Genomic DNA, 16,048 nt, shown 5'->3' on the forward strand with positions numbered 1-16,048 from the left:
TAGCTTAGTTGAAAATATTCGCTTAAAAAATCAACATCCCTTTTATCGAGGCGCGCATTATACAGTAGTTTACTATTTACGCAAGCGTTAAAGCTAACAGCTCATTTATAAAATGATGTCTTGGTAAAGATCTGAGTATTGTTTTTTGTGGGAGTGATATAAAAATTTACGCAGAGATTCCCGCCCCTGCTCGATATTTTTAAATTTTGCTGCAACGATGTCATCGTCTGAGCGCACCGGATCAATCGCCAATTTAACACTTTCATGATCCGGTAATCGCATTTCTAATGCAGAATTGCCTAATGCATGAACATCCTTGCTAATCCCCTTGGCTTTAAAGGTAACGCCAGTGCCCGATAAAGATAAGATTTCTACCTCTTTGTTTTGACAAAGATTAATCAAAGAAACATTGTCTAATGTCGTAACTCGCCAGCTACGTTGATGCCCTTGTACATCAATAATTTCTGGAATACCAAGCTCAGGAAGAAACTCCCCCTGACTAGAAATTGATAAAGAAACCGGGAACCATAATTGATAGTGACTAATTTCAGCTAACAAGGTTAACTTACTATTACCTAGCACCTTTTTTAAATTGCTAGGAATGGTTGTTTGCACGCTAAGTTGATGCTTTTGCTCATTTAATTGACACTCAGATGAGGGTTCAGCAAAAATATCTTTAAAAAACGCTAGCTCTTCAGATGACAGTTCCATGATCGCTTATAATGATTTGTTATTTTTATGCAGCGCACTATAACGAAATATTAACATTAGTTCAAATATCGAGCTATTTCATCGCAATAAGCCAGAGTTGAAAAGGTTTATCACGAACCTTAATTGCGACTCTTATTAACAAAGTCACACTGTCAATTTCTCGAATAATTCGCTCAAACTAAACGAAATAGAGATAAAAACGAGATTAAAATGATTTAGGATTATTAATCACATCATCTAGATTAGGATAAGATAGGTGCTTACATTCGCTAGAAGTTAAAATAGTTTAAGTAACCAATTTAAATAACTAATTAAAGTAACTAATTAAAGTAACTAAAGAGAAAGAGAAGTCTCAATGATTAAAAAACTCAATCATGCCGGTGCCTTATTGACCATCATTTTTGTGCTGATATTTGCCAGTACAATTCAAGCAACTGAAAACGCAGTAACAAATAAGGCCAAATTAACCTTTCAGGATGTCTTTCATTTTAAAAGTGCTAAAGCTAAAGTCATCTCCGAAGACGGCGCTAGCTTAGCTTTCATTGCCAAGCCTTATCGCGGTGAAACGCAAGGACAAGTTTATAATTTAACCGCCAATCAACTCATCACATCAGTTGAACATGCTAGCGATGTAGAATTTAATAAACAAGGTAATTGGGCCGCTTTTACCGTTAAAGCAAGTTTACTTTCAATAGAAAAAGCCAATAAAAAACAAAGCAAAAAATTAAAAAAAGAAATGTCATTAACCCTAGTTAAGGTTGCTGATGGTACTCAATATCATTACCCGAACATTGCTGACTTTAAAATATCAAATGATGGCAACTGGCTCGCCTATCGCACGATAAGCAAAGAAAGTGCAGATAATGAAGAAAATGAGGAAAGTGAAGACTCTGCCTCGAACGAAAAGAAAAGCGGCGAAACTGAAAAAAACACTGACATTAACGCGGATAAAAAAGATAAAGTTTATCCATTAACACTGATTAACCTTACAGACTTTACCCTTAGTGAAATTGACTCAGTCCTGCATTATAGCTTCTCAGCAAGTAATCAAAAATTAGCATATTCTAATACCACAGATAAACAACAAAACAACCAAATAAGCGTTAAAGACTTAGATGATTTATCAGCTACGCCAACAGTTATTGCCAGCAAAGCCGGTTTACATACCAGTAGGTTAGTTTGGCACCCTAAAAAAGACATATTAGCCATAGCATCTAGTAATTACCAAAATACTGACTTGCGCCGTCGTCCATATACCATCGAACTTTGGCATGGCAAAACTCAGCAACTAGCTAAGCTAGCTAATCCACATAAAAACTGGTTCACTGATAAAACGGCCAAATTACTTTGGTCTGAGCAAGGTGAAAGATTATATTTTCAAAACAGCCCTGCCATAGCTAAAAAGCCTAAAACGCTTAAAGTAAGCGCTAAAGAGGATCTTTATAATTACGCTACCATTCGCCAAGATACAGACCTTAGCGTCTGGCACCCTAAAGATAACTACACCAAGCCAAGAGAGAAAGTACTCTGGCAGAAAGAAAACAAACACAAGCATTATCAAGCGGTTTATCATCTAGATGCTGAAAAGTCAGTTCAATTAACAAGCCCAGAATTAGCAAAAACTAGCTTACATACAGAAAGAACACACCTATTAGCGCGAGACCCTAGCCCCTACTTCCATAGTGAAAACTATTTAGGTAGTTACTCAGACTTCTATGCTGTCGATATTGACACAGGTGAAAAAACGCTAATTCAAAAAAATACCTTATCTTATAACAAGCCAAGCCTATCGCCTGATGGTAACTATGCGGTGTATTTGCTTAACAATAAGCTACTGCTTAAAAACCTGGCATCAGGTAAAACAACACCATTAACCGTGAATAACCAGCATATATTTAGTGACGAGCAACACGATTACCCAAGCCCGAATGAAGGTTACGGTTATGCCGGTTGGATAAGTGATAACAAATCTGTGTTAGTTTATTCAAAGCATGATATCTGGTCATTTAACGTCGATACTTTTAAGGCAACACAACTAACCCATGGCGCTAAACTTAATATCCGCTACCGTGTTAAGCACTTTGATGCGAAAAAAGTCGGCTTTAACCCTCAAGATAAGCTATACCTTACCGCCCACAATCTTAGCAATAAGGAAACTGAGCTAGCGCAATTAGATTTAACTAGCAAAACAGTAACGTCACTGGCATCAGAGCAAGCTAAATTCAGCTATATTGCCAAGGCGAAATCAGCTAAGACAATATTATTTTCACAAGAAGATTATCATACCTACCCTGATATCTGGGTGACTCAGGATAACTTTGCCAGCACAAGCAAAGTAACCCAGTTAAATCCACAAATTGAACAATTCTCATGGGGGCAAACTCCTGAGCTTATCCGTTATAAAGGTTATAACGGTGAAGAATTGCAAGGAACCTTAATCAAACCAGCCGGCTATCAACAAGGCGATAAAGTCCCTGTGATTATTTATTTTTATCGCTATATGAGCCAGCGACGTTACGACTTTCCTAAAATGGTGTTAAATCATCGCCCTAACTTCCCTATGTTTACCTCTAATGGCTACGCAGTGTTTCTGCCTGATATTCGCTTTGAAATAGGTAAACCTGGTCCTTCTTCTACACAAACTATGATAAATGCTGCCCAGAAACTGATTGATCTAGGTATAGCTCACCCAGATAAAATTGGCTTACAAGGTCACTCATGGGCGGGTTACCAAAGCGCTTTTATGATCACCCAAACCGATATATTCAAAGCGGTTGTTTCAGGCGCACCTGTTTCTAACATGACCAGCGCCTATGGCGGCATTCGCCTTAAGTCAGGTAAAACAAGACAATTTCAATACGAGTCAGGTCAAAGCCGAATTGGCAAAAGCCTATTTGAAGCCAGAGATTTATATATTGAGAACTCTCCGCTATTTTTTGCCGATAAAGTCAATACGCCAATTTTAATTATGTTTGGCGATAAAGATGATGCCGTGCCATGGCACGAAGGCGTACAGTATTACTTAGCGCTTCGTCGTGAAGGGAAAGATGCGATTTTTTTACAATATGAAGGTGAGCCGCATCATTTGAAGAAGTTTGCTAATCAAGTAGATTTCTCTATTCGTATGAAAGAGTATTTTGATCATTACTTAATGGGCAAACCTAAAGCCAAATGGATGCAAGAAGGTGAGCCTTATATCGATGAAGATGAGTAATGATTGAAAGCAAATGAATAGCCTTATTCAATCATCAACAAAAAAGCCAGCATGATTATGCTGGCTTTTTTTTAGACATAACTAACGCCTGTAACTTAGAACTTAAATCGAGTTAAATTAGCCACAAGCGCTTCTGATTTATCTTCGGTGTCATGAATCTTATCGGTTAGGTGATCTGACTTACTGACAGTTTCCGTGGCAATTTCATCAACATCAACAATTAAGCGATTCATTTCAGCTGCCGTTGCAGACTGCTCACTAATAGTTGAAGCTATATCTACCATATGCGTTTCTAAGTCTGTCATTGCCCCTAAAATCTCTTGGAAAGTAGGAATAATCGCTAAGGTAAACTCTTTACCTTGTTCAGCTTCTTGCTGGCTATTATTCATTTCTGCCACCGCATTTTGCGCTGATGTTTGTAACTTAGCGACTATTTCATGAATATGCGTGGTTGACTCTTGAGTTCTTGATGCCAAACTACGTACTTCATCAGCAACAACAGCAAAACCTCTTCCCTGCTCACCAGCACGAGCCGCCTCTATGGCGGCATTGAGTGCCAATAAGTTGGTTTGTTCAGCGATACCACGGATCACTTCCACCACTTCACCAATTGAGTTGGTTTCTTGCTCTAATTGCGCAACCACTTGTGCAGCACTTTGTGTTTGCTGAGCAAGGCTTGCCATTTGCTCACTACTTTGCTCAATTTTACTAACGCCCGCAGCGACACCATCACGGGTAGAGGAAGATATATGTGAAATTTCCTCGGTTCGTTTAGCAACATGTTCCGTTGTTTGATCCATTTCCACTGACGCACTGGCAACATTCACTAATTGATTTTTTTGTTGCTCTATAAGCAACTTGGTATCTTGTGTATCTGCAAGTGCTGCTTTTGCATCTTGAGAAAACTGGGTGGCGAGTTGGCTTGAGTCTTTCACCATGAGTTGAATTTTTTCAACAAAGGCGTTAAATGCATGAGCTAATTGGCCTAACTCATCTTGACGCTTCATATTGATACGTTGCGTTAAATCAGCCGAACCTTGACTAATATCTTGCATTGCCTCTTGAATACTGGCTATCGGTTTAAATTGCCAGCGAGTAAACAACCAAACAAACACGCCTAATACGCCGGTAAATAAAACTATCGATAAAATATTATCCCAAATGGCACTCGATACCGGGGCATTAATTGCCTGTGTAGGAATCATAACGGCAATATTCCAGTGAACCTCAGGTACATCACGCTGATACTTACGCATAAACACCTGATATTCTTGGTTATTAAAGTTAAGTTGGTGCTGCATTTGTTGATTATTTTTTAAATTCTGCCATAAAGTTGCAAAGCCGTTAGCACCAAATGACTGATAAACCTCGTCAATCTTTGCTGTATCTAATACATCAACGCCCATTTTCTCCATTTGGCTTTTCATCATTGGAAAGTTAACCATTAAGCCACTATCACTCACAACAAACACCTCTAAGCCTGAATAAATACTTTGTAGGGCTGCAAGCTCTTGGTTAACTTGTTCAAGGTCGAGATCTAAACCCGCGGTTCCTATCAGTTCTTTCTTTTCGTTATAGATTGGTGAGCGAAATGTCATCAGAAACTTACCGTCATTATCACGATAAGGATCATTAACATAGTGGTTCATTTGCGATAAAAACTCTTGCCAGAATGGACGTTGATTAATGTAGTAATCAGGATCTTCTGCTTTTCGCTCCTGATCGTAATACTCCCAAGTAGCGGTGGTTGTGAAGAAAAGGTTGACAACAGACGGGTCTAACTTCATTAAATCTCTAAAATATTTAGTCACTGGCACTAGTTTAGGGTGATCTTCTGGGGCAATGCCTCGTTGCTGAATAGATTCGATGCCGGCAATAGTATTCGGGTGAGTAAAAATAGCATCAAGCTGATTATTCCGTGAAAACAGCATATTGCTTATTTTATCTTGTAACTGGTTTAGCATCCGGTTAACTTCTAACTGCAAAGCTTGTTCAGACTGACTATCAACTTTATTGATTTGAAACAGTGCAGATAGAAAGGACAGTGAAATTAGCGCGGCAACAATGCCAAATATAAACTGACGGATTAAGCTACTACGGATAAACTGCATATTAACTCCATGCTTATCGTTTTAATTATAAGGATATTTTATACAAGACATAGATATAACATTTAGCATAAATGTGCAATAGTAAGCTTTACCCATCCTCCTGAAGCATTAGTAATATAAATAGCTAAGCCCTTTATAAATAATCAGTTTATTTTCTCAAAAAGAAAAACTAAAAATGCAATGTCTGTCACTTAGTTGTAATGCTATATAAATTTACCTGATAAATATTCATTACAAAGCTCGCTTAGTTTCCCCATATATTAAAAAGATGAACCTGGTTGCTGTAGAAAAGCTAACTCTTCTTCCGTTGACTTTCTTGCTAGAATGACATTTCTGTGTGGGTAACGACCAAAGCGCTCAATGATTGCTTTATGCTGTAACTCAAAGTCTAAATTCGATTCGATACCATTTGCTTGATACAAAGCCACTGCAACTTTATGTATCGCCAGCGATTCACTGTGCATATAAGGTAAATACAAAAAACTTCGTTCAACAGCTGATAACTGTTTATCCATACCTAAGGCGATTGCTTCTTGCGCCAAGGCTAGCGCGAGCGGATCACAGGCAAAAGCTTCTGGTGTATCGCGATACATGTTGCGCGAAAACTGATCCAGTACAATAACTTCCGCTAGCCTCCCTCTCGCGCTGCTGCGCCAAGTATATAACTGACACTGTTTTGCTTGAGTATGAAGCGCCTTAAACTTTTCGATAATTAACTGATCAAACGCTTCATCTTTTTGCCACCACTTAGCTTGGTCAATATCTTCAAACCAAAAGCGCAACACATCTTCACTTGTCATTTTTTCTCCCTCCTATCCTCACCGCTCCTTTGCCTGCACACATTAGCTAACCACTACTCTTCCTCACCGTGCAATAAATCTGCAAATGCTTGCAACTTATCAAGTGCTAAACCATGAATTGATTTACGTGGATATCGACCTATTTTATTAATCGTTCCAGCGGGAGTATTCATTAACAGCTCTAAGGCTTGATCAATACTTTCAACCGCATATATTGCAAACTTTTCTTGCTCTACTGCGCTAATGACTTCCTTAGAAAGCATCAAATTAATCATATTGGTTTTAGGAATTATAACCCCTTGAGAGCCTGTTAAACCTTTATCTTGGCAAAGCTTAAAGAAGCCTTCTATTTTCTCATTAACGCCACCAATAGATTGCACTTCACCGTGTTGATTAATTGAACCGGTAATTGCTAACTCTTGATCGATTGGCAATAAAGTAATTGAAGAAATCAAAGCACAAAGCTCAGCCATTGACGCGCTATCGCCGTCAATATGACCGTATGATTGCTCAATGGCAATATTGGCAGAAATAGATACTGGAAACCCTTGACCATATTTGTGGCCTAGATAGCCAGTTAATAACAAGACCCCTTTTGAGTGGATTGATTTACCTAAATCCACTTCTCGTTCAATATCTGTCACCCCTTGACTACCCGCATAAACAGTGGATGTTATGCGCGCAGGCGTACCAAAAACACTATCACCAATTTCCAGCACAGTTAAGCCATTTACTCGACCAACACTAGTACCTTCTGTACTAATTAGTACTTGCTGCTCTTTAATTTCACTTAACCAATTTTCACTTAAGCGGCCAATACGTCTTTTCTTCGCCGCCATGGCCATAGCGATATGCTGCGCAGTTAATTTCCCTTTACCGCCCTCCTTTGCCCAGCAGTAGTTTGCTTCATCAAGTAAATCATTAACTTGAACTATATTGGCTGAAATTTTGTGTTGGTGCTCACCTCGTCTTAGCGCATAACGTACGAGTTCAAGCACGGCTTCATCATCCACCTCAGGGTAATTATGCTGATGGGCGCGCTGACGAATTAAGTTACCAAAAGCAATGAGATTGTTGTCATTCTTTTCTAAATGGCGATCAAAATCAGCAAGCACTCTAAATAGCTCGGTAAATTCTTGATCATAATCTTGCAGGGTATAATAAAGTTCAGCATCGCCAAGTAATACCACTTTAACCTGTAATGGGATTTTCTCTGGTTGCAAACTATAACCACTGGCTTGGCTGTACTCAGAGTATGGATTTTCAATGGTAATTTGTTGAGTTTTCAATGCTAGTTTTAACTTAGACCACACCATAGGTTGGCTCAGTACTTTATCAGCATCAAGTAATAAATAACCGCCATTGGCCTTGTGTAAAGCGCCCGGTCTAATTAAACGATAGCTGGTATAACTAGCCCCTTGAAAACTGGCGACATCAACATGACCAAACAAGTTTTGATAGCTTGGGTTTTGTTCATAAATTACCGGTGCACCGTCGTTACTGTCTCTAGGTACTAACAGATTAGGTAAAAAGCGTTCAACCATCAATTTACGTAGCTCTTTATCTGTTGGCGCCTCTTCGCTATCAGCAACTAATATTTCTAACACCGCATCAACAACGTGCGCTTTTACTTTGCTTAAATACTTTAATATGCCTTCATTGCTGGCAAAGTCATGCTCCATTTCCGCGATATAAGGTTTAATGCTTTGTTCTGCGGTTTCATACTTAAGCTTTCTTAACTTATCAGCAGAATGCCTTTTCCATAGTGGCAGCTCTAATAACTGCTCAGCTAAAACGTTTTCTAATTCAGCCAATAATTGATAAAACTTTACTCTATCTGGCTCAGCTAAGTTAGCAAACTCTTTATCATCTAATGGTTTACCATCAACTAAGGGAGAAAAACCGACTTCACCATTTTCTTCATATACAACCACATCATTCTTAAGGGCGATTTCTTCTACTGCAGAAATCGCTTGGTCATACTGTTGATTAAACTCTCGATCAATCGCGGATTTTTGTCTTTGATAGCCTGGGTTATCAAAAATTTCCGGGAATAAATCTAACAATTCATCAATAAACTTGTTCATCCGCGACAGCAACTGCTTACCATCACCAGGATTAACATAAAGCTTATATGGCATATGGCTTTCATCAAAGTTATTGATATAGCACCATTCTGCTGGGGTTGCTTGTTTAGCGGCTACCTCAGTTAACATTTGTTTAATTAAGGTTTGTCTGCCAGTGCCATGCTCCCCCATGGCATAGACATTAAAACCAATAGAAGACATAGACAAACCAAATTCAAGCGCTTCTTTAGCGCGTTCATGACCAACAAAGTCTTGCGATATATCACTTGGTTTTTGCGTTTGCGAAAATAGCTCGGGTGTTAAACTCGCGGATAAATGTTCAGGGGCTAAGCGTGTATTATGTGATAGTTTCATTGAAGATTTATTCATAGACATCCTTTAGCATAAGCTATGAAGGGCAAACTCAAAAACACTGAAAAGCGGTTTGCCAAGTGGAAATAATGAAGAATTATTTTTAGATTAATAAAGTCAGTTTACTCCGAAAACATTAAGCTAACAATATGAAAAATCAAGGATTGAGTGGCGAACGAGTAAAGGTCTTATGGCCGCAATGAGCACAAGTGGCGATTTCACTCATGTGCATTATGGTCAGGGTTTGCTGACAGTTATCGCATTGTAACTGACCAAAGCCAATCATATCACCAGTATGATATTTACCATCATGTTCAAAGTCTTCCAACAGCTCTGCCCACTCTACTTGTGATTTATCGGTAAGCTTAGCTAAATTATCCCATAAGGTTTCATTAAGCAGGCCTAAGTAAACTGAATGTTTAGCTTGTGCTTGATTCTGCTGATAAAAATCATGTAAGTCATAACGTAAATTCGCCATAAACTGTTGCAGCTTTTCTTCTGACATTTCCTCTGCTGTTATGGCGTATTTTTTTGCTTGTTGCAAAAACTCACTTATGCGAGGTTTTTGCTCTGCCTTAACTTCTTCCAGCCATGCATTAAGCTTTTGATAAATTTCAGCAAAATAATCGTTGTTTTGTGCCATATTGACTTCCTTTGCCCATAGAACTCACCTATTTACAAGTATAGACAAAGTTCTATATTAAGCTTGTTGTTAACCCTAGAGATAAGGTATTCTATCGCGATATTTTAATTTATGTTTATTCGCCCAAACTAATAGCAGATAAAACTGGCAAATATGCGAGTTCAACTATTAGTCAAGTAAGCGATTAACCCCGCAAATAGTATTTTGAGAACGCATTAATGGAATCCATTTACAATCCCCAAGCTATTGAAGCTACAGTACAAAAATTTTGGACTGACAACAATACTTTTAAAGCAACTGAAAAGCCTGGCAAAGAAAAGTTCTATTGCTTAGCTATGTTCCCTTACCCAAGTGGCCGTTTACATATGGGTCATGTGCGTAACTATAGTCTTGGTGATGTAATTTCACGTTACCAGCGTATGCAAGGCAAAAATGTTATGCAGCCTATGGGTTGGGACGCATTTGGTTTACCTGCTGAAAATGCTGCCATTAAAAATAAAACCGCCCCGGGTAAGTGGACTTATCAAAATATTGACTATATGCGTGGTCAATTACAATCATTAGGTTTTGGTTATGACTGGAGCCGTGAATTAGCTACCTGTAAAAAAGATTACTACCGTTGGGAGCAATGGTTCTTTACTAAGCTGTACGAAAAAGGCTTAGTTTATAAGAAAAATGCCACGGTAAACTGGGATCCAGTTGACCAAACGGTATTAGCGAATGAGCAAGTAATCGATGGTCGCGGCTGGCGTTCAGGTGCGTTAGTTGAGCGCAAAGAAATTCCACAGTGGTTTATTAAAATTACTGACTATGCAGAAGAATTATTAGACGACTTAGACCAGTTAACTGATTGGCCTGAGCAAGTTAAAACCATGCAACGTAATTGGATTGGTCGCTCACAAGGTGTGGAAATGACATTCCAAGTAGAAGGTTCAAACGATAGCTTTGATATCTATACTACCCGTCCAGATACCTTAATGGGTGTGACTTATGTTGCTTTAGCAAGCCAACACCCACTTAGCTTAGCAGCGGCTAAAAACAACCCTGAATTGGCGGCATTTATTGAAGAATGTAAAAACAGCAAAACCACTGAAGCCGATATGGCGGCAATGGAGAAAAAAGGCGTTGATACAGGTCTTAAAGCCATTCATCCAATCACAGGTGAACTTGTTCCTGTTTGGGCGGCTAATTTCGTATTAATGGATTACGGCTCAGGTGCTGTTATGTCAGTACCGGGTCATGATCAACGTGATTATGAATTTGCGCAAAAATACGGTTTAGAAATCAAACAAGTTATTGCCGCTCAAGAAGGCGATGATATTGCCAAAGCAGCCATTACAGAAAAAAATACCTTAATTAATTCAGGTGAATTTGACGGTTTAGATTTTGAGCAAGCGTTTAAAGCGATTAGTGACAAGCTAATCAGTGAAAACAAAGGTAAAGTCACCACTAATTACCGTTTACGTGACTGGGGGGTTTCTCGTCAACGTTACTGGGGTACGCCTATCCCAATGATCAATCTTGAAAACGGTAAATCAGTGCCTGTACCAGAATCAGAGCTTCCGGTTGAACTACCTGAAGATGTGGTAATGAATGGTACAACATCACCAATTAAAGATGATCCTGAGTGGGCTAAAACTAGCTACAATGGTGAAGCGGCCTTACGTGAAACCGACACCTTTGATACCTTTATGGAATCATCTTGGTACTATGCGCGTTACTGTTCTCCAAGTGATGACACACAAATGCTTGATCCTGAAAAAGCTAACTACTGGTTACCAGTAGATCAGTATATTGGTGGTATTGAGCATGCTATCTTGCATTTACTTTACGCCCGTTTCTTCCACAAGTTATTACGTGATGTTGGTTTAGTCGAGTGTGATGAACCATTTAAGAGCTTATTATGTCAAGGCATGGTATTGGCTGATACGTATTACCGTGAAGCAGATAATGGCGCACAAGAGTGGATTGCACCAAGTGATGTAACCATTGAGCGCAATGAAAAAGGTCAAGTAACGTCTGCCATCAGCAAACTAGATGGCGAGCCTGTTATTTCAGCTGGCATGAGCAAGATGTCAAAATCAAAAAATAACGGCATTGACCCACAAGAAGTCATCGAGAAATACGGCGCAGATACTGTACGTTTATTTATTATGTTCACATCACCACCAGAGCAAACCTTAGAATGGTCTGATGCGGGTGTAGAAGGTGCACATCGTTTTGTTAAGCGTGTTTATAAGCTAGTTCATGACTTTAAAGAAAGTGGTGCAGCACCTGAATTAGCAGGCTTAAGCTTAAATGCTGATCAGAAGAAATTACGCCGTGAACTGCACAAGACTATCGCTAAAGTAAGTGATGATATTGGTCGTCGCAATACCTTTAATACCGCCATTGCTGCGATAATGGAGTTAATGAATCATTTAGCTAAAGCACCGCTGGCATCAGATGAAGATAAAGCAGTAATGCAAGAAGCAATTCGTGCTGTGGTATTAATGCTTACGCCTATCACACCGCATTTATGTCATTACCTATGGCAACAAGTTGCCCAAGATAGCAGCGTAATTGTTGAAGATGCCCCTTGGCCTAGTGTTGATGAAAGTGCCTTAGTTGAAGATGAAAAACTTATCATAGTGCAAGTAAACGGTAAGCTAAGAGCTAAAATTACCGTTGCTGCTGATGCCAGTAAAGAGGCGGTTGAAGCGCTAGGTTTAGCTGATGAAAACGTGGTCAAATTTACCGAAGGTAAAACGGTACGCAAAGTTATTTACGTACCAGGTAAACTACTTAATATCGTAGCAAACTAAGGTATCATCGATGTTTTCTTACTTAACAGCTAGGTTAAAAGCTAAGTTAACCGCTCACTACAAGGCACCGCTTATTGCGGTGCTTGTAACTAGCTTAATATCTAGCTGTGGTTTTCAACTTCGCGGTGATTACTTACTCGATGATGACTTACAAACCTTGTATGTTAGCTCAAGCGATACTCACGGCGAATTAACGCGCTTATTAAAGCTGCACTTGGTTCGTAACCAAGTCAAAGTACTAAAGCACGCCAAACAAGATATACCTGAGCTACGCATCATGTCGGATAAACTTGATAGAAGAACTCTGTCAGTATTTCCTAATGGTCAAGTAGCGGAATATGAGCTGATTTATGCTGTGCATTATCAGTTAAAGTTTAGCGAGCAAGCGCCACAAAATTACCGTTTTGAACTTTACCGTGACTATCAAGACGATCCTAACTTAGCATTAGCAAAAAGCCGTGAGCTATCATTACTATTAAGCGAAATGCGTCAATCAGCTGCGGATAAAATTTTGCGCGATATGGCCAGAGTACATCGCTAATTTGCTATAACTAATTTGCTATAACTAAAGCGATTTAAGGAACCGATGAAAATATACCATAACCAACTTATGCAAACGCTACAGCGAAACTTTATTCCTGTATGGTTGGTTTTTGGTGATGAGCCATGGCAAAAGAACAATAGCCTAACGACAATAAAAAGTTATGCTAAAAGCCAAGGTTTTGATGAAATAATTCGCTTTAGTAGCGATAGCAGTTTTGACTGGCAGCAACTGCTTGATGAATATCAATCAATGAGCTTATTCGCCAGCTTAAGAATTATTGAGCTAGAGCTAAGCTCAGGTAAAATAGGCGATGCTGGCAGCAAAGTCATGCTTGAGCTAATTGATAAGCTACGCCAAGATGCCGCTGACGGCCAACAAAACCAAGATGTTATCTTTATCATCCATGGTGATAAACTCGACACTGCTACGGTTAACCGAAAGTGGTTTAAAGGCCTAAGTCAATTAGGCTGTTACTTACCACTGTACGACATTGATGCTAAAGCACTGCCAAGATGGCTAAATAACCAAGCGAGAGAGCTACAGCTCAACCTAACTCCCGATCTCAACAGTTTACTGATTGAACTATTTGAAGGGAATTTGCCAGCACTTGAGCAAGAGCTGCAAAAGTTGTCCATCTTATTTGGCTCTAATGTCATTGATTTAGCTCAAGCTGAACAATTAGTTATTAAGCAAGCCAAATTTAATCCTTTTCAAATTCTAGATGCCTTATTACAAGGCAATCTAAAAAAGTGCATTGCCATGCTTGATCAACTTCAGCAAGAAGGCACAGCGGCGACTCAGTTAGTTTGGCTATTTCATAAAGAGCTCAATCAAATTTACACTATGTTAAATCAACTTGAGCAAGGTGTTGCCCTCAATGATTTATATAAACAATATCGCATTTGGGATAAACGCAAACCCATTTATCAGCACGCCCTGAGCAATATAAAGTTAGCACATGTAAAGCTTGCCTTAACACGACTTGCTGATATCGATTTAACCAGCAAAACCACCACTGAATTTAATGCCTTTATTTTGCTTGCTGATTTATGTATTACCTTATATCACGGCGATAAAACCAAACAGTTTGCTTTAGATTACCACTAAGCCTTTTAACTATTTAACTATATGAATACACATGCTAACAAGCCAATAACAACATCAGCTATCGGCATATTTGGTGGCACTTTTGATCCCATTCATACCGGTCATGAACAGTGCGCGCATTGGGTAGCAGATGAATTTAACTTAGATAAACTCATATTTATACCCGCTTACATTCCCCCTCATAAAATCAGCCAACAAAATAAGCCAACGGCTACAGCTAAGCAACGAGCCGATATGGTTGATTTGGTCTGTCAGAGCCAGCCGCACTTTAGTTGTGATCGTCGAGAGCTTGAGCGCAAAGGCGCATCTTACACTCTGGATACCCTTAAGCAATTAAAATCCCTCTACCCTAATGACACCCTCTATTTTATTATTGGCATGGACTCTTTACTCAATTTTACTAGCTGGTATCAATACGAAGAAATTCTCACCTTGTGTCATTTAATCGTAAATACCAGACCCAATTACTCATTAGATGAGTTAAATCATGACACGAAAGCCTTACTGGTAAAGTATCAAAGTCAAGATAACACAAACAAGAAACAGCGTAGTTTTGGTGAAATTATCTTTGCTAAACCTATCGCCTTCGACATCTCTTCCAGTCAAATACGTACTCAGTTACAAAATAATATAAACTGCGAGCATTTGCTTAATACTCAGGTAGCAGAATTTATCAAGAAAAATAACCTTTACCGTTAACCCAAGTAGCAAAAAGTGATAGTATTACGAAATTATGCTCTCGCATCTGGCGAGACGTTAACTAGCCATTGATGAAATAGGAAGAAAAACCTTGCAAACCGAAGCACTAAACGCATTTGTAATAGAAAAACTTGACGATATGAAAGGCCGAGACATTGTCTCATTAAACATTAGTGACAAAGCCAGCTTCGCCGATTACATGGTAATTTGCTCAGGTAACTCAAACCGCCACGTCAAATCAATTGCTCAAGCTATCGCTATGGATTGTCGAGCTGAAGGCATTGAACCTAAAGGCATTGAAGGTAATGACGTAGGTGAATGGGCATTAGTAGACTTAGGTGATGTTATTGTTCACGTTATGACTGATGAACAACGAGACAAATACAACCTTGAGCAATTATGGGCAGAAGAATAATTCTTCCCGCTTTGCGACTGCAAAGCTAAATAATACCGTAAGCGAATGCTGAGCAATTAAATGAAACTTACCTTATATGCCGTGGGCAGCAAAATGCCATCTTGGGTTAGCCAAGGTTTTGAAGAGTACAGCCGACGATTTCCAAGAGATTTAAGCTTCAACCTTGTTGAAATCCCAGCGGGTAAACGTGGCAAAAATGCTGATATAGCGCGTATATTGGAAAAAGAAGGTGAGCTCATGCTCAATGCTATTCCTAAGGGCAATAGAATTGTTACCCTTGAGGTAGAAGGCAATGCCTGGACAACACCTAAGCTTGCCAAGCAACTTGAGCGCTGGCAATTAGACGGTAGAGATGTTGCCCTGCTTGTTGGCGGGCCTGAAGGTCTCGCCCCAGCCTGTATTAAAGCATCTGAGCAAAAGTGGTCACTGTCTGCATTAACACTCCCCCATCCTATGGTTAGGGTATTAATTGCTGAAAGTCTCTATCGTGCCTGGAGCGTTAATACCAATCACCCCTATCATAGAGAATAAAGCAATACACAATATATAGAAGGGATAACTA

The 16,048-nt window shown here is 39.3% G+C and carries 12 protein-coding genes; 7 read left to right on the forward strand and 5 right to left on the reverse strand.

The genetic code is table 11. The annotated features are described in order from the left end of the window. Positions 1 to 105: 105 nt before the first annotated feature. Positions 106 to 711: a hypothetical protein gene (locus tag EMK97_RS04890; RefSeq protein ID WP_130599948.1), complete on the reverse strand. Its 606-nt coding sequence runs from the start codon at positions 709 to 711 to the stop codon at positions 106 to 108. Positions 712 to 1,066: 355 nt separating this feature from the next. On the opposite strand from EMK97_RS04890, the gene EMK97_RS04895 reads away from it, so the two are divergent. Further along, positions 1,067 to 3,925, forward strand: a complete 2,859-nt coding sequence (locus EMK97_RS04895) for an alpha/beta hydrolase family protein (RefSeq protein WP_130599950.1) — start codon at positions 1,067 to 1,069, stop codon at positions 3,923 to 3,925. 95 nt (positions 3,926 to 4,020) lie between these two features. Here EMK97_RS04895 and EMK97_RS04900 read toward each other — a convergent pair whose 3' ends face one another. The 4 genes from EMK97_RS04900 to EMK97_RS04915 all read right to left on the reverse strand — a co-directional run bounded on the left by EMK97_RS04900 (position 4,021) and on the right by EMK97_RS04915 (position 9,917). Continuing rightward, positions 4,021 to 6,036 (reverse strand): methyl-accepting chemotaxis protein, encoded by a 2,016-nt coding sequence (locus tag EMK97_RS04900; RefSeq protein ID WP_130599952.1) that lies wholly within the window; start codon positions 6,034 to 6,036, stop codon positions 4,021 to 4,023. Positions 6,037 to 6,296: 260 nt separating this feature from the next. Next, positions 6,297 to 6,836, reverse strand: coding sequence for a DUF924 family protein (locus EMK97_RS04905; RefSeq protein ID WP_130599954.1), 540 nt, complete (start codon positions 6,834 to 6,836; stop codon positions 6,297 to 6,299). A 53-nt stretch (positions 6,837 to 6,889) separates the two neighbouring features. Beyond that, positions 6,890 to 9,292 (reverse strand): Lon protease family protein, encoded by a 2,403-nt coding sequence (locus EMK97_RS04910; RefSeq protein WP_130599956.1) that lies wholly within the window; start codon positions 9,290 to 9,292, stop codon positions 6,890 to 6,892. A gap of 139 nt (positions 9,293 to 9,431) precedes the next feature. Then, entirely contained in the window at positions 9,432 to 9,917 is a 486-nt protein-coding gene (locus EMK97_RS04915) for a zinc ribbon-containing protein (protein WP_130599958.1), read from the reverse strand. Between the two features lie 218 nt (positions 9,918 to 10,135). Between EMK97_RS04915 and leuS the strand changes: the two genes are divergently transcribed. The 6 genes from leuS (at position 10,136) to rlmH (ending at position 16,017) form a co-directional block, all read left to right on the forward strand. Continuing rightward, positions 10,136 to 12,721, forward strand: coding sequence for a leucine--tRNA ligase (leuS, locus tag EMK97_RS04920; protein ID WP_130599960.1), 2,586 nt, complete (start codon positions 10,136 to 10,138; stop codon positions 12,719 to 12,721). 10 nt (positions 12,722 to 12,731) lie between these two features. Then, positions 12,732 to 13,262, forward strand: a complete 531-nt coding sequence (locus EMK97_RS04925) for an LPS-assembly lipoprotein LptE (protein ID WP_130599962.1) — start codon at positions 12,732 to 12,734, stop codon at positions 13,260 to 13,262. Positions 13,263 to 13,307: 45 nt separating this feature from the next. After that, entirely contained in the window at positions 13,308 to 14,372 is a 1,065-nt protein-coding gene (gene holA, locus EMK97_RS04930; protein WP_130599964.1) for a DNA polymerase III subunit delta, read from the forward strand. Between the two features lie 21 nt (positions 14,373 to 14,393). Then, positions 14,394 to 15,071, forward strand: coding sequence for a nicotinate-nucleotide adenylyltransferase (gene nadD / locus EMK97_RS04935; RefSeq protein ID WP_130599966.1), 678 nt, complete (start codon positions 14,394 to 14,396; stop codon positions 15,069 to 15,071). 91 nt (positions 15,072 to 15,162) lie between these two features. Then, positions 15,163 to 15,486, forward strand: a complete 324-nt coding sequence (gene rsfS, locus EMK97_RS04940; RefSeq protein WP_130599968.1) for a ribosome silencing factor — start codon at positions 15,163 to 15,165, stop codon at positions 15,484 to 15,486. Between the two features lie 60 nt (positions 15,487 to 15,546). Then, positions 15,547 to 16,017, forward strand: coding sequence for a 23S rRNA (pseudouridine(1915)-N(3))-methyltransferase RlmH (gene rlmH, locus EMK97_RS04945; RefSeq protein WP_130599970.1), 471 nt, complete (start codon positions 15,547 to 15,549; stop codon positions 16,015 to 16,017). Positions 16,018 to 16,048 lie beyond the last annotated feature (31 nt).

Origin of the sequence: Litorilituus sediminis (assembly GCF_004295665.1) — a bacterium.
Classification (GTDB): domain Bacteria; phylum Pseudomonadota; class Gammaproteobacteria; order Enterobacterales; family Alteromonadaceae; genus Colwellia; species Colwellia sediminis.